Consider the following 17,187-nt stretch of genomic DNA (forward strand, 5'->3'; position numbering starts at 1 on the left):
CATCCGCGCATCCCGCGTCGTGATCCGTGCCCGGTCGCCGACCTGCACGCTGGCACCGGCCGTGAACTCGGGCGTGCTGGGCCTGCCCGTCCATGGGGTGGCAACGGTCGCGTACCGGGAGCATCCGGCACCCAGGACCACGCCGAGAACCATAGCAAGCATCATGAAGCAGCGCACTGCCGCAGCCTTTCGTTCACCTGTCGCGCACGCCGGCGCCAACGCCGCCGGCGGCGGGCGATTCACCGATCCACGACGAACACGTCGTAGGTCACGCTGTTGTTGTCCTCATTGGTCTCGACGACATCATTGCGTGAATCAAGGACAATGGTGATGGTGTGAGGCCCGGGTGCCATGATGCCGTCACGGACCCGGATGCAGGAAAAGGCGCAGACGTGCCGACGCGGAGTCACACGCGCGCTCGCCTCTTCGGCAACCATCACACCATCGACATAGCAGGCCATCATGGGGGTCCGCTGCCTCTGTCCCGTAAGCCAATCCCGTCGTTCCACACATGCGTAGAAGCCGCGCCCGGCCACGATCGTGTCGCCCATGGCTTCGCCGGATTCCGACTTCATCGCCCGCGCGCCGGGACCGGCGACAACGTCGGGAGTGACCGGAGCCCACGCCGGCATCGGGGTGGACACCGTCCGGCCTTCCACCTCGCCGTCGGCGCTCCGGATCTCGCAGCGGGCCGTCCAGGTCCGCGCCGGCAGGGGATACAGGGAGATCTCGTCGATGATCGCCATCGGCCCGAACCCGGTATCCCACCGCCCATCATTGGTGAAGTCCCACCGAATCTCCATGCCGCCATAGACGGACCCCGAGCGCGTCAATTGCGACGGATCAATGCTGAAGAGCGGGAACGGGGTACAATCGCCAGTCGGCTCCGCCGCGACAGTCAGTATCTGATGGGTGGCGGGCCCGGCGCCGGCTCCGTCCGGACGCGTGGATTCGCCGCAGGACAGGGCCGCAAGCGCCGTGGCGCCGATGAGTCCGAGTCCCCGCACCAGTCGCCAGGCAATCATCAGTGGTCCCTTCCCCGGTCCCTGGTCCCGACGGGAACCGGGGCCTTCATGTGTCGCCAGCTACGGCGTGATGAACCAGGACATGATGGGGTCCAGCCCGAAGCCGTCCGCGGTCGGCCTGAAGACGAAGATCCTTCCCTCGTCACAGAAGACCGCTGAATCCGCGGTGCAGGTCCTCAGTGCAAAGCCATCTACCGGCGAACTCGCGGAACCGGCTTGCGACGGCGGAAACACGCGACTGTTGGAGACGCTCAGGAGAACCTCACCCTCCAGGTACCGGGGCTCGGCCACGCTGAGGGCATACTCGTAGTCGGACACGCGCATGTCGCCGAAGAACGTGACACCCTGGAAGACATACTCCCAGATCGCGCCGTCGGCGTACTCATGGATGGTGACCAGGGTGCCCGAATCGCTGATGTGCGGTTCCGGTGATTCCGCCGGGTCGTCATCAGAGCAACCGGAACAGGCCAGCGCGGCAAGCACGAGCGTGGCAACGGCGAATCTTCGCACAATCCGACCTCTTCCGCGTCGCGCGTACGCAGCCCTAGAACCGCAATCCCAACGTCACGTCGATGCCATCGGCCACGAAGCTGCTGCCGGGCGCATCAGACGACGTGCCGTCCGAAGCCATCCTGTACACCGCATCCAGGGTCAACGGCCTACCCCATAGCGAGTGGGTGAATCCGGCGCCGAGCAGCAGGGCCAGGTCATACCCGCCCGACTCCCGGTCGAGTTCGACGCCGTCCTCCGTGACCTGTCGGGTCAGGTCCTGGCCGTCCTCCTCGACCTCGTACGCCAGAACCCAGCCCAGCGACGGGCCGGCGATCAGGGCCAGCGGCAGCTTTTCGCGCCAGGGACCATTGTACCGCAGGAGAAGCGGCAGTTCCAGATAGTCGCGCCGCAGCACAAGCTCGTCGACCTCGACCTGGCTATTGGTCAGCGACGACGACAGGTCGTGGTAGGTGCCGCCTCGGCGCACAAAGACGAGCGCCGGCTGGAAGACCACCGACGCCGACAGGGCCACATCCGCAAACGAGCCGATGACGAGGCCCGTGTTCGCCTCCGAACTCCCGTAGCCCGGGCCATCGAGGCGCATATGGGACGAGGTGCCGCCGACTTTGATCCCGATGCCCTCGAACGGCGCCGCCCCGGCTGCGGTGGCGGCCAATGCAAGCACCGTCGACAGGTTGGCGACCATCATCCGCTTCCATCCTGGTACACGCATCGCAAGTACTCGTTTCGCTATTCGAACGACGATTGAGTGACGAACAGGACGCCAACGACCACAACCAGGAAGGCAATGCCCGTCAGTGTGGCCTTGGTCACGGAACCAAAGCTCGCCTGGTCCTCCATTTCCACAAGCGTGATCTCCGAACGCGTCAGGGTGCGCCCCTCGACACCGAAGTTGCCGACGCGGCCGATGGTGAACGTCGAGTCGGTGAGCGCGGTGATCTCGCCGGCCGACCTTGCGCCATCCGGATACACGACGCGCGCTGTCGCGCCGACGAACAGCTGGGGTTGTTCGCGCCCGTCCGCGGGTAGTTGCGCGATCTCGCCGGGCAGACGGGCGGCCCTATAGGTGGCACAACCCGTGAGGGTCGCCAGGAGTAGAGCAAGGGCGAGCAGGAGCGCCGGTTCTCTGATGGGCGGCTCGCGGCGTTGGCTGATCAAGGTTCACTCCAGGGTCGATCCGCACCTGTCGACATCAACTGAAAGGCATCTGCGACAATACCAGCACCAATAGTGCCGCCGCCCCCAGGACGATGGCAAACACCGCCGAGACCGGCTTCTCGCTGCCGATGGCCTTGGGCCGGTACTGCACGGATGCGATCTGGTCGGGCGCGAAGGCATGGCGGCCGGCCAGCGGCCGGTCATCGGCGCGGATCACGATTGAATCCCCCAGGGAGACAACCGTTCCCGTCCAGTGCACGCCCGACAGGTCCGTCACTTCCGCTTCGCCGCCGACACGCGCGGGCGCCCACGACACCTCGGCGCCGGGGCCGGAGATTTGCGGGCGCACCCGGTGATACGCCGGCGAACAGGCGCCACTGAGGAGCGCACCGGCAAGGATGCCGATCACGATCACTGTCCTGCGAGCGGATATCATGCAACTCCACTTCAACTCAACTGCAACCCGACCGACACCACAGGTCCCGACTCGAACGGAAACAGGGCCTCCCGCCCCTTGCTGAGCAGCCAGCCCCGCGCCCCGATCACGAGGCCGATCTTCGTCGACACGGGGAACACGCAGGTCCCCGACCCCGTCAGGAACAGGCCGCCGTCCGATGAATTGCAGAGGAGCGTATCACATTGCCGCGAGTAGATGTCTTCATGGGTGACCACGGCCGCTCCCGCAGAAACACCGAACGACACGCAGATCCATGGACGCTTGAACACGAGCCGATCGTATCCGGCCTCCACGGAGTTCGCCGAATAGTGCCTGACGTTCGGCGCGATCTCGGGCGGCATCGTATCCAGGCCGCGGTGGGCGAAGAACAGGCCCCACCGCTGCGTACGGTCGCTGTTCGCAAAATTCTTCGACAGGTAGCCGACTCTCATGGAAAGGCGGCGGCTGTAGTCCAGGTCGGGCGCGCCCTCATAGCCCTGGGTTCGGTACGCCGGAGTGTTCAGGTCGTACTCGATGCTGATGGCCTGCCCATGCACGAGCGCCGGCACAAGCACCACAAGCAGTGCAGCCGCGCACGCTATGGCGCGCAATCTCCGGTTCGCCAGCTGCGTACGCAATTCGCACCTCAATGGAAGCGGATCCCCGCCAACTGCACCCGCCGCGTCAACATCCCGGAAATCGACGCGTCCTCCAGCCAGACCCGGAAGTGCCGCACGTCGGCCAGGTCGGGCTCACCGCCAGCGTTCACGATCGTCAGGCCGCGCCGAATGGGGATCCGGTACAGACGCCAGGAGATCCCGGCATCGATGAGATCCTGGACGTTGTCATAGTCCTGGACGACATCGATCATGGGCACTGCCGCGGCCAGGTCGATGACATGGCTGAAGTAGCTGTTCGCGCGATCCCACTGTCCATTGTGGTCAAGGTCTTCCGTGTCTTCGCGATTGTTCCGGGCCATGTTGTTGATCCGCGGGTACGGTGAGTCGAATTCCCACTCGTAATCTGCGCCGTACACACACGCATCGTAATAGCAGCCATTCAGGCCGATGTCCTCCATGTAAGTCCAGACACCGTCCGGTTCCTCCCCGAGAATGCCGTCTTCCTGCTCGAACTGGCTCGTTACCAGCTGGTTTTCATAGTCACGAGGCCAGTAGCCGTCCTCGTCCAGGCGCCCGAAGTCCACGTGCAGGCGTCCGGTCCGCTGGTCCGGATCGACGATGCCGTCGTTCACCCAGATGTCGAGCCAGGCCATTCCCGACATGTCCGGGAACCCCGTTCCCGTGGCCGTCGGGCTGCACATGATGCCGCCCCAGCTCGATGTCTCCCACGCGCCCGTCTCCGAACGTAGATACAGCTCCAGGGCGGGCACCGGGGCCTCGCCCTCCTCCTGCCCAACGTCAGGTTCCAGGTAGCGGCGCAGCACGGGGGGATTCAGCAGGAACCAGCGGATGGTCTCGACCCGGTCGTTGGCGGTGAATGTCCGCGGCGTGTCGCCGCCGGCCGCCGGGTCGACCGGCAGGCTGGCCAGGCTCCAGGAGAGCCGGTGATGGCTGAGGGTGCCGGGGGCATCGACGGGCCCTGGCGCCACAGGGCTCTTGTCATCATCCGAGCATGCCCCGACGCACAGGATCATGGCCGTGATGATGACAAGCTTGTGCCGCCGCGACAACCAGCCATGGGCGCGAGCATTTTCCATTTCCCGCAGGCACGAAACCGGCATTGCCTTGCTCCACTTCGTCGTGATCATGTCCGTTGCGTACGCTGACGCAACACGCGCGACTCACAGCTGCGACGACAACCGCTGACGGTTCCATCGCGCTCTTTCGGCGATCTCATGTCCAAGGCCAATCCCCGCGCCGATGAGGACACCCAGCTTCAGGTTCGCGATCACCACTTCGGGATTCACGGGGCCGGGCCGCAACAGGCGGAGCACCCCCAGCGCGCACAGATAGACGATACCAAAAACGACGGCCCACAGAACGAACTTTCCGAACGAAACACGCCGCATCCCGTCTTCAATGCGCAGGGCCCCAAGGACCGCGACAAGCAATGCGCTCACCCAGACCGCATTGCGGACCAGCAGGCTGGCGGACCAGGACCCCGAGATGGCCGAGGTCAAGGCGAACGCGACAACACCGACTCCGGCGACGTACTCCAGGCGGCGCGCCTGAATGGCCACCAGGAACGCGCCGCCGACCAGGCCGCCGGCAATGAACTGGAAGCTGGACAGGCTGGGATCAAAGATACGGCCTCCGCAGGCCAGTGCGCCCACCAGCATGCAGGTGAGCAGACACAGGGCAACGGTCAGCAACCCGGAGAATGGACGCGCGCCTGACATATGCCACAACCTCCCGGTACAAGAGAGCCCCGCGCGGCCCGTGCAGACCGCGAACGACAGCTGCAGGCTACTATCTGCCCTTCACCTGCCCCACGTGGGCACGGACAACCACGTTGTGCTCTTCGCCCTTCCGATAGAGATACACCGCGCCGTCCCGCCCCGAACCGACCACCGACTCGAATCCGGCCGAGCTTCCAACGGCCACCAGCGCCACGTTGCTGTCGTAGAGACACAGCAGGCTCCGGCCCGCGTCGTTCTCGCCCCGGCTGAAGGATGTGACCAGGACATGCCCGTTCGACAAGGCCACGATGCCCGAGGTGGCCGGGAACATGTGGTACGTGATCCGGTCGCCATCGACTTCCGGCATGGGCGGTTCCGGTACATAGTCGGCGCCGCCGGCCCTGGTTTCCACGAGCAGGTTTCCCGCCTTGTCGAACTTGCGGATCGCGTAGGGCGCCATCTGCGCATAGACCAGGGCATCGGGCGCCATGATCGCCAGGTCACCGCCGATGTAGGTGGTTCCCACGTACCACGGCGTGTTGCGGCCCTTCACATAGTTGTCCGAAAAGGACTTCCGGTACGCGTGATCCGGGCCATACAGGTCAATGATCGTCTCGTCCTGACGGCCCCGGACACAGATCACGACCGATCCGTCCGCGAAGACGGCGATGGCCCGCGGCAGGTCCACGGCATTGTGGCGCTCGAACGAGCCCACGTGGGTCAGCTGCGCATCGAGGATCTCCACGCGGCCTCCGTGCCCGACGATGTAGATCCGGTCATGGCTGTCGATGGCGGCACTCGGATGCGACATCAGGTCACCGGGTCCGTCACCGGCGTTGTCCAGCACCTGCTGCAACTCGCCATCCCGCGAGAACTTCATGAGGGCGGGCAGATTCCGGTCCAGGACGTAGATGTTGCCCTTCGAGTCTTCCACAACGGAGGAAACGCTCCCGAAGAAGTACTCGTCCGCAACCTCGGCTCCGCCCAGGGTCAGGTCCGCATCCAGTACCAGGTTGGGCCCACCGGCATGCGCCGCCTGCGACGAGAGCGCACAAGCGAGCCCGATGGCGGTTATCGCACCCAGGGCCATTGTTCGCCATGTTTGCAGCAGGTTTCCCATGATATGCCTCCATCAAGCGAGACCATCACACCGAGATCATCCAGGCGTTCCCCGCGGCGCGCATCAACTCTTCGCTGCCGCGACGGCATTGCGGTTGGCCATGTACAGGATATGGGCCAGGCCCGCGACCACGAACACCGGCGGCAACCAGGAGTCGAGTTCCATGAAGGTGCCGGCGCCGACGGGCATGAGGATCAGGTATGTGCCCGGGATCGCGCTGCGCTGCCGCGGAAACAGCCGCATGGCCAACAACTGGAAGCAGAGAATCGCGGCGTGCAGGACAAGTATACCTACGGAAATCTTCTGCATGATGCACCCTCCATTTCGCAGCCCGATAGTAACCCGGCAGACATTGTTTGTCCCCGTCTATTCCCTCCTGCAGGTCCAGTCAGGCACCGCCGGTCAGGCCGGAGTTGCGATCTTGAGGCCGATAATGCCGACGATGATCAGGCCGAGACTTGCCAGGCGCATGGGATTGGCCGACTCACCGAACAGGACAATGCCCAGGATCGCCGTCCCGACGGCGCCGACGCCGACCCATACCGCGTAGGCCGTACCGAGCGGCAGCGACTTCATGGCGATGCCGAGCAATCCCAGGCTGATGACCATGGAAACCGCGGTGCCGACGGTCGGCCACAGGCGGGTGAAGCCGTCGGTGTACTTGAGCCCGACCGCCCAACCCATCTCGAACAGGCCCGCCACGATGAGAATGAACCACTTCATGACTATCCCTCTTCTGGTGGGGCTGTCGTGTCAAGGACACGCTTGATGAACGGCGCCTTGGCCTCGGTGTAGGCGGCCTTGTCCGAGGCGTGCAGCACGGCCAGGTGCCGCTTCAGCTCGGCGTAGGCCCGCGTGATGTCTTCGTTCGCGCGCATCGCATCGCGGAACCCGAGATGCTGCAGCCAAAGCGTGCCCCCCAGCACGACGGCGTGGATGTGCACGCGCGGCGTCACGCCTTCAGCCCTTACGAAGTACCGACGGTCGGGTATCTGCAGCTCATACTCGGGACGGTAGACGAAACCGAGCGACGCGAGGGCCGCGACACTGGCTTGCACCTCGTCGAGTGCCGCCACGCCAAGAAGGACGTCAAGCACCGGCTTGGCGCAGAGCCCGGGAACCGCGGTGCTTCCGATGTGCTCAGGAACAATGCCGGGGTGAGTGATCGCTGATCGGAGCTCGGCCGCGACCTGCGCGTATTGCGTAGGCCACGTGTCCTGGTACTCACTGAGATGGACTTCGGGCATGTGCGCCTTCCGCGGCCGAACGATCGGGCTGACCTGCCGCGCGCGGCGCGGCCGGCGCCACGCTGGGACTACGGACAACTCCTGCCCATCTTCGACACCAGTACGCTGATGTCCGTGAGATTGATGGCGCCGTCAAATGCCAGGTCGGAGCGGAAGGCGTACGCGCCGAAGTAGTCCGCTGCAAAGTCGGCCACGTCGGCGATGTCCACGGAGAGGTCGCCGTTGATGTCCGGACTATTGACGCTCAGCAGCATTCCCGTGTTCGACAGGAGCGGTTGTGACCCCTGCCAATAGACCCGGACCAGGGACTGGCTGTGGCCTCCGGCGTGCGGAGGCGCAATCCAATCCGTGGACCCGTTCGCGCGCGTATTGAAAGTCGCCGCAAGGCCGTTCTCGCAAGCCGCGACCCCGCCATCCTGCCACCGCAGGCTCCAGGCAGTGTACGGCATGTTGGAAATGGGGAAGCCTCCACCGTCAAGCGCCCAGAGCGTGATCTTGCGATTGACCGTCTGTCCATTGATGAGCCGCGCCTCCTCGAACGAGGGGCCCGTTCCATCCGGCACGACAAGCAGGACGGGAGCCTGGGGCAGATAGGACGGAAACCAGGACGTCGACAGTACGAGATCCGGCACAGGATCGGTGCCGACCTGCGCGGTGGCATCGCAGGCTGCTGTTGCAAGCATTGTCGCCGCTATTGCTACGGCAATCTGGATTCTCGGGCGCATTGCAGTCCTCCCTATGCTGGAATCAATCTACGTGCGACGAGAACACGAAGGCAATTGCCGGCCGCCGCAGCGGGTGGGCGCGACCGAAGTGTCAGTTGTTCGGGCTCCAACCGAATATAGGACCCCAGCGCCAGAAGCACGACGCCCACAAGGCCCAGAACCGCGCGCAACCCGGGCGAGCCGATGCAAAGGGCCGCGCTGCCGCCCGAAGCAGTGGCCAGACGTCTGGGGACATAGGGTGGTTGCTGAAACCACGAAACCGCGAACAGGGCCCAAGCCACGGTCGTGAAGCCTCGACCCCAGCCTGCATCGGTGAAGACAAGTGTGAGGGAGTACAAAGAGATAAGGGCGGCGCTGACGGACCATGCCAACCGATAGCCCAAGCCCTGACGAACAGTTGTCATGTCCTCGACCTTCTTGCTGCTGTCATTCCCCGTACCGCCGGCCCTGACGGCGGCTCCATCAAACGCTGTTCGCGCTGTGTGTCCAACGGCTCGAAAGTCGTCATGTCGCTCTTCCGAGCAGGTACCCGTGAAGTATATCCCAGAAACGCCGATCCGGACAACTTCCCAACCGACTGCCACTTGAAGCGACAGAAGAACGCTCTTTGGCGTGGACGAGGGCGTGCGGCATGACGGATACCCGCACACGCCCTACGGGCCCAGACCATTAAGGTACGGCAGGATCTCCTCCGAGTAGTACGGCTCCTGCGTCCCCCAGAAGATGTAGTCGAGTCGCAGCCGTTCCGTCGCGTATCGATACAGATCCGCCACCGTTACGCGTTCCCCCGTGGCGGGGTTGGTCTCCTCGAGGTTGCCATCCTGCACGGCCACGCCGGCCGGGATCTTGGAACCGCGTGCCGCGATCAGCGGGTAGCTGTGATGCTGCTGCCCCTTGCGGTGCGGGAGCAGATCGGGCCCGCCCACGCCCACCCCGATGCTGTCGGCCCAGGCGTAGACCGCTTGGAGGTATCCGTGATCGGTCCAGGGGAGCCACTCTCCCGGCATGAAGTTGGCATACTGGATCACAACGGAGCGCGGGAACGCCTTGCGGGCCCCGACCATGATGGCCTTGATGCCTTCGACATAGCTCTCGTAGGTGAACGCCGCGGGATGGAGCTTGCCGCTCTCGCCGAAGCCGATGGATGTCTCAGCAAGGTTGAGCCCTTCGATCCGTCCATCGACTTCCCTGCCGAGCACCTCGAGCAGCCTGATGAACCGGGCGCGCACGGCCGGATCCCAGCGTCGCGCCACCCAGCCCTCGAAGTGCGCCCTGGACTCGTCGTCTCCTTCGTACTCGTATTTGCGCGCGACACCACCCCCGAAGGCCGGGTCCGTTTGGAGGTAGTCGGGGACCAGGATGTCCTCGGAAAACGATACGTCCTGAAGCTGCACGAAGAGCCGCTTGCCGTGCCTCTCGAGGAACGCAAGGTCGTCGAGCAGCGGTTGGAGCTCATACCGATCGCGCTCAGGCTCGAGTTCGCGCCAGGTGTACTTGAGCTGGGCCCCTGCGATGTGCTCGTTCTCGAGGAAGTCCGTCTCGGAGATGCGCTGGCGGTCGGTTCCGAAGAAGATGAAGTTCCTGGATCTCGCGGTATCGGTGACTTGATGGGCCCTGCTCCCGGAGTCAAGTAACAGCAGCAGGACCACGACTGTTGCCACCAATGCCGTTCTCTTGCCGTTCATGTGGTGTACCACTCAATCCGGCTGACACCATTCCGATCAGCGGCGATGCCCACCGCAATCCGCTGCCTGCTGTTGGTAGGCCCATTCCCGCTCACAGCCGGCATCAGCGTCTCCTACATCGGGTTGGTCCGGCACCGCGAGGCGAGCAGTCCTGTAGCTGCAAGGAGATCCAGGTCGGCCACGAGCAAGCCCGCTTGCCCATACGGTTGAAAGCACTGCACGGTACCGTCCGGACGCACGACGGCCGACGTGGTCCCGGAGCCCTCACTTGCGCAGTTTACCGAAGCGACGTAGCACGTGTTTTCCGCCGCACGACACAGGAGCGCCTTTTCGTGGAACGTATTGGCCGGATCAGCGAACGTGACGGGACGATAGCTTCCAGGCCCGGCGACGTGCGCATGCGGGTGAAACACGATCTGCGCGCCTCGACGTGCAGCCCACCGCACCGTTTCCGGATATCTCCATCCTTCGTGGCAGATCACCACTCCGAATGTGAGCGGCCCGGCGGTGAAGACGCGACGTTCCGTACCGAATGCGGGATAGATGGCGTCTTCCGACGGGTCGAGCTGCACCTTGTCCTGCCAGCCCGCGATCGCGCCGTCCGGACTGATCACGCAAGCCGTGATCTGCAAACCGCGGTCCGTCACACGCTCCGTGCCCAGGATCACCGTGATGCCGGCAACCCTGGCCGCGTTCGCGACATCGGACCACGCCCGCTCCAGAAACGCCGGATCTGGCGGTGGAGCGGTCGTACCGGGCCAGCGATATCCCGGGATGAAGCACTCAGGAAAGCAGACCACGAGCGCGCCTTGTCGACCCGCCTCGGCAACCGTTGATGTTGCCAACAGCACGGACTCCTGCGCTGTCGCGGGAACACGGACGTTTGCGAGCGCGATGCGAACCGTACTCATCGGCGTGCCAGCCCTCCCTGCCTTGGTGTGGCTTCTGCTTACTTTACGATCAGTTCGGTTGGCAAGTCCGCCGACGTGAACGGACCGAACAGGTTCTGTTGCCCGCTGCGCCACTCGAGTCCGCGGCCCGATCCGGCAGGCCGTTCAACCAGAAAGTACACATCTCGCGCCGCTTGCGGTACAAGCCACTCCATTTCGCTATCCAGGGCAACCGGTGGAAACTGTCCCGACCCCAGGGACACGGTCTCACCGAAAGGACCAACCGGAGGCGGGCCGGAGAACATGGCCACCCGAACTTCGCCTGGCGGCATTCCGTCAGCCGCGCGCACCATGAGGTGATGCCTCATCAATCGATCGCGCAAGTCGATCACACCCAGGTCGATCCGGCCCGCCTGATCGACCTCCGGAAGGTCTCCAGCGTCGGCACGATAGACTTCGGCGCCTGCTGTCACCGTGACCCTGGTCACCGTCTCCCTGAAAGTGCGCGAAAAGAGTCGGTGCTCATCGAATAGCACCCACGCGAAAACAGGCTCGCCACCGCCTGGCTCTTTTGTCACCACCACTTCAACGCCGCGGCTGCCGGCTCCAGGTGGCAACAGCAATTGTCCGACCAGTGTGTGCTCGAGCGACACTCGGCGCTGGGGGCTTACCGGCTCCCCGCTGCAGCTGCATACCGCAGCGAAGGCAAGGATCACGGCGAGGCACACAGTAGCTAGTGGCTTCATGGGGCGTCTCCCTGAATCCGACTGATCTGTGAGGTGCACTCGCTGGAGGGCTTCGGCCAGCCAACGTGGAGGTGACCGGTCGACACTGTTGCCGACGGCCACTATGCCTGCCTGAATGCGGTGACTTCAATCTCGATCTTCATCCGTGGATCCGCGAGTCCTGCAGAGATCATCATCGCGGCGGGCCGGACGGCTCCGAAGTACCTCTTCAGCACGGGCCAGCACTTGGAAAACTCACTGCCATCGGGCAGGACGTAGGTTGCACGCACGACGTCGTTCAGGCTTGCGCCGGCTTGTTCAAGTGCGGCGGCGATGTTCCGCAGGCACTGATCCGTCTGCGTCTCGATGTCTTCCGATATCGTCATCGTCGCGTAGTCGAATCCGGTCGTTCCGGAGACAAAGACCCAATCTCCTTGAGCAACTGCCCTGCTGTAGCCAATCTCGCTCTCAAAGGTCGAGCCCGAACTGATGAGAACGCGCTTCATGTTGACATCTCCAGGTTTCGCAGTGAAGTGGATTCGGTGCCACTGCGCTTGTCGCGACACATGAGTCAAGCCGCGCCGCGAAGCGGCGTCGGCTTCGACGAACTGTTGGGCAGCGCTTTCGCGTCGAGCCCGCTTGCCGACGCGACCATCAGCCCGAAGCCGAGCACGGGGCCGGCGCCGTAACCTATCAGCGGCGCTGGCGTCAGCCCCGCTACAGAGCACGCGAACAGCACCGCATAGTAGGCGGCAACCACCGACAGCCAGGTCCGCCCGCCGGACGAGTTCACCTGCAGCCCTACGACAAGAGCGACTGCACTGGCAATGACCGCAGCACCGGCAAACAGCGAATGGCCAAGCGCCAATGCGAAGACGCCCTCAACGTGCGCAACGGGCTGCAATGGGTCCGGCTGCGAGAAGGCCCAGGCTGTGGCAAGGGCAGCAAAGGCCAGGGCAACGATATACACTGGCGATCTTGATGGAGCTCTGGCGACGGCTACCGCCGAGGCGGCCAGCTGGGCAAGCGTCTGAGAGGCATCCGGCTGGGCGGCCAGCAGTACGCTTGCGCCGACGATTGCAGCGGACGCAAGATGCTGAGATCGCCCTCCCCGGGCAATCCAGACCGAACACGCAACAAGGAATGACGGCAACAGGGCGGGCGCCATGTAGAGGTCTATCGGCCCAAGCGATGCCCAGCGCTCGGGCCCTGGCGCCTCCGCGAGCAGGGGAAAGGCAATTCCGAGCAGCGTGAAGACAATAATCGGGCCGGCCGGGGAACGTGCGTGGGTACGGCGCCCCAGCCGCGCGCCCACCAACGCAAGCGCACACGCCAGGCAAATCGCGAGCACCTGAATGAACCAGGTGCTCCCGCCTACCGCGCCGAATGAGAGGACCGCCATGCTGGCGGCGACAGCCGGTACAGCGACTAAAAGTAGTTGTGAGTGCGACAGAGGCATCCGTGCCACCTAACACTTTGCTTCAGCAGTGGGCGCGGTTGGCGCGGCGCCTGCGCCAGCAGTCGGCGTGACAGGCGGCTTCGTCTGCTGCAGGCTCTGGTTAGGCAACACCGCGTCCGTCGCCAACGAGTGGCTTCAGCCGCCTGATCTCAGCGGCATTCGGCCCGTTCATCGCCTGCCACAGATCCCAATCGTGCTGCAGCCCCAACCAAAAATCAGCCGACATGCCGACAACGCGCGAAAGGCGCAGCGCCGTATCAGGCGTTACGGCACGACGTCCCTTGATGATCTCATTCAGCCGCGGATACGAGACACCAAGACGCCGCGCCAACTCGACCTGGGTCACCCCAAGCGGCTTCACAAACTCCTCGAGGAGCATCTCACCAGGATGCGTCGGCGGGCGCCTGCGCGGCAGCCGGCCAGGACCGGGCCTAGTGGTAGTCCGTGATTTCGACCTGGTAGGCATGGCCGTCCTTCCAAACGAAACAGATCCGGTACTGTTCGTTGATCCGGATACTGTGTTGTCCCACGCGGTTCCCCTTCAATCGCTCGAAGTGATTGCCGGGGGGCCCTTTCAGCTCAGCTACATCCCGCACGCGGTTGATCTGGTCGAGTTTCCTGCGCGCAACGGCCCAAAGCACCTGCGGGCAGCATCTTCGCGCGACGCCAGAGGCGATGCCATCAAAGATGTCTTCCGTGCCGGCATTGCGGAACGACTGTATCATGCGCCTCATTATAATGGGGTCCGTTATAGCCGTCAAGCGCCTGCGCCGAGGCGCGACGAGCATCCACACGACATGCCGAGATGCCTAACTCTCAGCATCAGCGGCCGCGCGCAGCGCCGTCCGCTCCATGCTGTTGCTAGGCGGAGCCATCGAAGCACTATCTGTCATGCTGGGTGCCTGGCCGGCGTTGCGCCACGTGCCAAAGGACGCCGGAGGGGTCGACCAAGTAGGCGATCCGCAGGCCCCATGGCTGGACAGTCGGCGGCTTTGGTGCAGGTACGCCGAAACTTGCAGGCAGATCAAGTGACGACATGTGCGTCCACCACGCATCAAGGTCGTCCACCATGAGTTGCATCATGAAGTTCTCCGCCCAGTCTTTCTGGAAGTAATTCTGCAGGACGAAGCTGCTCGCCCCTATTCCGAAGATTGCCACCTCGTCATCCAGTACCTTCGTGAAGCCCAGAGCTTCATAGAAGCGCTTGGACAAGCTGAAGTCTTTTGCCGGCAGGAATGGCCGGGCCAATTCGGTGCCCTCGGGGACTGATGCACTCATAGATCCCTCACTCGTGTAACCGCCTAACACCAGCTTCAGCAGCGAAGACGGCTGGTGCGGGCCGTGCGCAAGCACGGACCGTGACAGGTGGCTTCGTCTGCTGCAAGCTCTGGTTAGGTGGATCGCAGGCCATCCGCTGGACCGTGGCGATACCTGCACCCACCCAACACCGGACACCTACTCTGCATCCCCTGGGCGACTCCACCCGGGGATGAAAGAGACAGATTCCACTATCAGTTGCCATTCGTCTTCATGGAGCCCGCCAACATTCTTGACGACGACCTTGCATGCGCGCCCAAACCTCTCTCTGTCAACGGGCCCCCTGCAGGGGCGGCTATTGGCGCGGAAGATCAGGACAACTCCCGCGAACCCCGCGTATTCCCGGTCGCGCTTGACGTCAATCGCCTGCCTCGAACTTCGGTCTCCCAGTCGCAAAGCCCCCGGCGGCATACCCGGGCGATTGATGGCCATGTATGGCACTAGACGGCAACCCGGAAACAGCGCGCCAAATGCCGTGTCAGCTTCGAGTCTCGTGGCCACAAATGCAAGGTCGCACGGTGTGGGGAAATCCAAGCTAATCCAACAACCCGGTGTTCGTGCGCCGGCTTCGGCACAATAGCGCGAGATTGAGGTAACGCCATTTGCGCGCAGCCATTCGACGATCGGCGCCGCGCAGTGCTGAGACATGATTTCTGCCCCAGTTGACGGTCCTGACAGTTGAAATGATTGCCATACTGCGCTCGCTGATCCCGCTCGATCCATCGAAGCGCTTTCGATTGCCGCGATGCCATCGCAACACGACACAAGGCTCGCATTGCGAGCGACTGCGCAGTCTGGCGTTCCATCTCCACATATGATCAGCGATCTCAACAGATGCGGCCCGGCCGCCGCCGGATTCTCCCGGTAAACAGGATTGTGCGGGTCGCCGGTAACGCAGGCGGTTGCGCGACCAAGACGCAGCGCCTTACTCATAAACCGCGTTTCTTCACTGAGGTAGGCGAGCCCAACCACGTGACCAGGGTCGAAGTGCGCGATGGCCAGTTCAAAGGCTTCGTCGCAATCATCGGCGGCCATCAGCGTTGATGTGCCGCCAGTCGCCGCAACAAAGACTACCGCGCACAAGAACCTGCGTGCGTGCCGGAATTTGCGCCCTGCCCTCAACATACGATGCCGCCGTTCCATTCAGCGCAAGATTGCCACATCACGCCTTTCTCCCTTGGCGCATCTCGCACCTAACACCAGCTTCAGCAGCGAAGACGTCTGGCGCGGCGCCTGCGCAAGCAGGCGACGTGACAGGCGGCTTCGTCTGCTGCAAGCAGAGGTTAGCTCGCCACCCCTAGAACTCATCCTCATGGCGCCATCCGGCATGCGCTCGCTCCACGAGCAGCGTGTCGTTGACGATTGCCCGTGGAGGCAGTGCACGATGCTCCTGCGAAAGCAAGTCAATGCGCCATTGTCTGTCGCCGTCCCAGAGCCAATGAGAGCCCGATCCGTTCGGAAATCGAATCGTCGCTCGAAAGACGGGAAACGACTGCGCCTCCGCCGGCACAGGCGCTTGCCCAACAATTTGTGCAATTCCGCGATGGCATGCCGCGCCGAGTGGAAAGAACGTAACGAACTGCGTGCGCATTGCTGCCAATTCAGCGGCAGTCGTGTCGCCAGCTATCGACGCGGGCGCCGACGCTGGACCGAGTACTCGCAACAGTGGCCCGTACATCTTGTGCCTATGTGTGTATTGCGCGTAGGCGGCGGCACCAGAGGCGTCGACAATGCGCACGACGTCGCCAATTCTCGGCCGCACACGCGCTTTGTCGGTCACGCCACAATCCTTCGATTAGCTAACACCTTGCTTCAGCAGCGAAGACGGCTGGCGCGGGCCGTGCCCTGCACCCGGACCGTGACAGGCGGCTTAATCTGCTGCAAGCTGATTATATGAGTACGCTCGATGCCCGATCTCCAGGGCAGGCCGAAAGCAACGAGCCCTCATGAGTCTACGCCTGCCGCAAGTCACAATCAATGACCTTGCCCAAAGCCGCCCCGGATCGACCTACCGGCCACGAGTACGATTGGGTCCCAGACTCCAGCCCGCAGCCCGATAAGCCCGCCTGTTTGAAGCAAATTCGGCCGTCGCAACACGTCCACGCCGCCGAAGCCCGCCCGTTCCTTCAATTGCCGACCGTTCGGGGCAACGCAAGGCCAGGCACGATTCCGGCGCCAATAGTACGGCGAGCTCGGCGCACTTTGAAGCTTCTGCCCGCCAGATCCACCGCGAACTTCGTGGCGGCTGTCAGCCGGAATTGATCCCGACTCCAGGCGAGTGAAGTGACTCCGAGATCCAGGCTTGTCAGGATGATTCCGCCTGCCGGGCGATGGAGGCGACCTTCAGTTTCAGCCGGCTGCCAGCAATGCGACGGCCGCAAGATCAACGATCATGGACTCGAGTGCGATCGCAGGCACGTTCGCCGTGGTCAGCGCGGCAAATTGCCGCCAGACTCAATGCCGCGGCCGGGCGCGACCGCCAGCAAAACAAAGTTCATGCACTGCCCTATCCATATAACACCAGCTTC

The 17,187-nt window shown here is 63.6% G+C and carries 22 protein-coding genes; all 22 read right to left on the reverse strand.

The window, feature by feature from the left end; translation table 11 throughout:
* Positions 1–239: 239 nt before the first annotated feature.
* The 22 genes from IPG61_07645 to IPG61_07750 all read right to left on the reverse strand — a co-directional run bounded on the left by IPG61_07645 (position 240) and on the right by IPG61_07750 (position 16,439).
* Positions 240–1,025 carry a hypothetical protein gene (locus IPG61_07645; protein MBK6733953.1) on the reverse strand — a complete coding sequence of 262 codons (786 nt, stop codon included), beginning with the start codon at positions 1,023–1,025 and terminating at the stop codon, positions 240–242.
* Between the two features lie 60 nt (positions 1,026–1,085).
* On the reverse strand, positions 1,086–1,535 hold the full coding sequence (locus IPG61_07650) for a hypothetical protein (GenBank protein MBK6733954.1): 450 nt from the start codon (positions 1,533–1,535) through the stop codon (positions 1,086–1,088).
* A 34-nt stretch (positions 1,536–1,569) separates the two neighbouring features.
* Positions 1,570–2,226: a hypothetical protein gene (locus IPG61_07655; GenBank protein MBK6733955.1), complete on the reverse strand. Its 657-nt coding sequence runs from the start codon at positions 2,224–2,226 to the stop codon at positions 1,570–1,572.
* Positions 2,227–2,267: 41 nt separating this feature from the next.
* On the reverse strand, positions 2,268–2,696 hold the full coding sequence (locus IPG61_07660) for a hypothetical protein (protein ID MBK6733956.1): 429 nt from the start codon (positions 2,694–2,696) through the stop codon (positions 2,268–2,270).
* A 34-nt stretch (positions 2,697–2,730) separates the two neighbouring features.
* On the reverse strand, positions 2,731–3,105 hold the full coding sequence (locus IPG61_07665; protein MBK6733957.1) for a hypothetical protein: 375 nt from the start codon (positions 3,103–3,105) through the stop codon (positions 2,731–2,733).
* 38 nt (positions 3,106–3,143) lie between these two features.
* A complete protein-coding gene (locus tag IPG61_07670; GenBank protein ID MBK6733958.1) occupies positions 3,144–3,770 on the reverse strand; it encodes a hypothetical protein in 627 nt (208 codons plus the stop codon).
* Between the two features lie 8 nt (positions 3,771–3,778).
* A complete protein-coding gene (locus IPG61_07675; GenBank protein ID MBK6733959.1) occupies positions 3,779–4,873 on the reverse strand; it encodes a hypothetical protein in 1,095 nt (364 codons plus the stop codon).
* A 60-nt stretch (positions 4,874–4,933) separates the two neighbouring features.
* Positions 4,934–5,491: a hypothetical protein gene (locus IPG61_07680; GenBank protein ID MBK6733960.1), complete on the reverse strand. Its 558-nt coding sequence runs from the start codon at positions 5,489–5,491 to the stop codon at positions 4,934–4,936.
* A 70-nt stretch (positions 5,492–5,561) separates the two neighbouring features.
* Positions 5,562–6,611 (reverse strand): 6-bladed beta-propeller, encoded by a 1,050-nt coding sequence (locus IPG61_07685; protein MBK6733961.1) that lies wholly within the window; start codon positions 6,609–6,611, stop codon positions 5,562–5,564.
* A gap of 63 nt (positions 6,612–6,674) precedes the next feature.
* Positions 6,675–6,920, reverse strand: a complete 246-nt coding sequence (locus IPG61_07690) for a hypothetical protein (GenBank protein MBK6733962.1) — start codon at positions 6,918–6,920, stop codon at positions 6,675–6,677.
* Between the two features lie 93 nt (positions 6,921–7,013).
* The gene (gene sugE / locus IPG61_07695; GenBank protein ID MBK6733963.1) at positions 7,014–7,334 is read right to left on the reverse strand and encodes a quaternary ammonium compound efflux SMR transporter SugE; all 321 of its coding nucleotides are present in this window, start codon (positions 7,332–7,334) and stop codon (positions 7,014–7,016) included.
* A gap of 2 nt (positions 7,335–7,336) precedes the next feature.
* Entirely contained in the window at positions 7,337–7,858 is a 522-nt protein-coding gene (locus tag IPG61_07700; protein MBK6733964.1) for a GrpB family protein, read from the reverse strand.
* 68 nt (positions 7,859–7,926) lie between these two features.
* Positions 7,927–8,583: a hypothetical protein gene (locus tag IPG61_07705; protein MBK6733965.1), complete on the reverse strand. Its 657-nt coding sequence runs from the start codon at positions 8,581–8,583 to the stop codon at positions 7,927–7,929.
* A gap of 653 nt (positions 8,584–9,236) precedes the next feature.
* Positions 9,237–10,268 (reverse strand): hypothetical protein, encoded by a 1,032-nt coding sequence (locus tag IPG61_07710; protein MBK6733966.1) that lies wholly within the window; start codon positions 10,266–10,268, stop codon positions 9,237–9,239.
* 113 nt (positions 10,269–10,381) lie between these two features.
* Positions 10,382–11,179, reverse strand: a complete 798-nt coding sequence (locus IPG61_07715) for a carbon-nitrogen hydrolase family protein (protein MBK6733967.1) — start codon at positions 11,177–11,179, stop codon at positions 10,382–10,384.
* A gap of 38 nt (positions 11,180–11,217) precedes the next feature.
* On the reverse strand, positions 11,218–11,904 hold the full coding sequence (locus IPG61_07720) for a hypothetical protein (protein MBK6733968.1): 687 nt from the start codon (positions 11,902–11,904) through the stop codon (positions 11,218–11,220).
* A gap of 101 nt (positions 11,905–12,005) precedes the next feature.
* Positions 12,006–12,389 carry a RidA family protein gene (locus tag IPG61_07725; protein ID MBK6733969.1) on the reverse strand — a complete coding sequence of 128 codons (384 nt, stop codon included), beginning with the start codon at positions 12,387–12,389 and terminating at the stop codon, positions 12,006–12,008.
* A gap of 65 nt (positions 12,390–12,454) precedes the next feature.
* Entirely contained in the window at positions 12,455–13,342 is an 888-nt protein-coding gene (locus IPG61_07730; GenBank protein ID MBK6733970.1) for a hypothetical protein, read from the reverse strand.
* A 100-nt stretch (positions 13,343–13,442) separates the two neighbouring features.
* Positions 13,443–13,808: a HigA family addiction module antidote protein gene (locus tag IPG61_07735; GenBank protein MBK6733971.1), complete on the reverse strand. Its 366-nt coding sequence runs from the start codon at positions 13,806–13,808 to the stop codon at positions 13,443–13,445.
* Positions 13,774–14,067, reverse strand: coding sequence for a type II toxin-antitoxin system RelE/ParE family toxin (locus IPG61_07740; protein MBK6733972.1), 294 nt, complete (start codon positions 14,065–14,067; stop codon positions 13,774–13,776). The genes IPG61_07735 and IPG61_07740 overlap by 35 nt, the downstream gene beginning before the upstream one ends.
* Positions 14,068–14,224: 157 nt before the next feature.
* Entirely contained in the window at positions 14,225–14,620 is a 396-nt protein-coding gene (locus IPG61_07745; GenBank protein ID MBK6733973.1) for a glyoxalase, read from the reverse strand.
* Positions 14,621–15,956: 1,336 nt separating this feature from the next.
* Positions 15,957–16,439, reverse strand: a complete 483-nt coding sequence (locus IPG61_07750; protein MBK6733974.1) for a hypothetical protein — start codon at positions 16,437–16,439, stop codon at positions 15,957–15,959.
* Between the last annotated feature and the right edge of the window lie 748 nt (positions 16,440–17,187).

Source organism: bacterium, assembly GCA_016703265.1.
Taxonomy (GTDB): Bacteria; Krumholzibacteriota; Krumholzibacteriia; order LZORAL124-64-63; family LZORAL124-64-63; genus CAINDZ01.

Bases quoted from the DNA above. Each gene is read 5' to 3' on its own strand.
- IPG61_07645 (MBK6733953.1), bottom strand. From the start codon at position 1,025: ATGATTGCCTGGCGACTGGTGCGGGGACTCGGACTCATCGGCGCCACG.
- IPG61_07655 (MBK6733955.1), bottom strand. From the start codon at position 2,226: ATGATGGTCGCCAACCTGTCGACGGTGCTTGCATTGGCCGCCACCGCA.
- IPG61_07675 (MBK6733959.1), bottom strand. From the start codon at position 4,873: ATGCCGGTTTCGTGCCTGCGGGAAATGGAAAATGCTCGCGCCCATGGC.
- IPG61_07680 (MBK6733960.1), bottom strand. From the start codon at position 5,491: ATGTCAGGCGCGCGTCCATTCTCCGGGTTGCTGACCGTTGCCCTGTGT.
- IPG61_07685 (MBK6733961.1), bottom strand. From the start codon at position 6,611: ATGGGAAACCTGCTGCAAACATGGCGAACAATGGCCCTGGGTGCGATA.
- IPG61_07690 (MBK6733962.1), bottom strand. From the start codon at position 6,920: ATGCAGAAGATTTCCGTAGGTATACTTGTCCTGCACGCCGCGATTCTC.
- sugE (MBK6733963.1), bottom strand. From the start codon at position 7,334: ATGAAGTGGTTCATTCTCATCGTGGCGGGCCTGTTCGAGATGGGTTGG.
- IPG61_07700 (MBK6733964.1), bottom strand. From the start codon at position 7,858: ATGCCCGAAGTCCATCTCAGTGAGTACCAGGACACGTGGCCTACGCAA.
- IPG61_07705 (MBK6733965.1), bottom strand. From the start codon at position 8,583: ATGCGCCCGAGAATCCAGATTGCCGTAGCAATAGCGGCGACAATGCTT.
- IPG61_07710 (MBK6733966.1), bottom strand. From the start codon at position 10,268: ATGAACGGCAAGAGAACGGCATTGGTGGCAACAGTCGTGGTCCTGCTG.
- IPG61_07715 (MBK6733967.1), bottom strand. From the start codon at position 11,179: ATGAGTACGGTTCGCATCGCGCTCGCAAACGTCCGTGTTCCCGCGACA.
- IPG61_07720 (MBK6733968.1), bottom strand. From the start codon at position 11,904: ATGAAGCCACTAGCTACTGTGTGCCTCGCCGTGATCCTTGCCTTCGCT.
- IPG61_07725 (MBK6733969.1), bottom strand. From the start codon at position 12,389: ATGAAGCGCGTTCTCATCAGTTCGGGCTCGACCTTTGAGAGCGAGATT.
- IPG61_07730 (MBK6733970.1), bottom strand. From the start codon at position 13,342: ATGCCTCTGTCGCACTCACAACTACTTTTAGTCGCTGTACCGGCTGTC.
- IPG61_07735 (MBK6733971.1), bottom strand. From the start codon at position 13,808: ATGCCTACCAGGTCGAAATCACGGACTACCACTAGGCCCGGTCCTGGC.
- IPG61_07740 (MBK6733972.1), bottom strand. From the start codon at position 14,067: ATGATACAGTCGTTCCGCAATGCCGGCACGGAAGACATCTTTGATGGC.
- IPG61_07745 (MBK6733973.1), bottom strand. From the start codon at position 14,620: ATGAGTGCATCAGTCCCCGAGGGCACCGAATTGGCCCGGCCATTCCTG.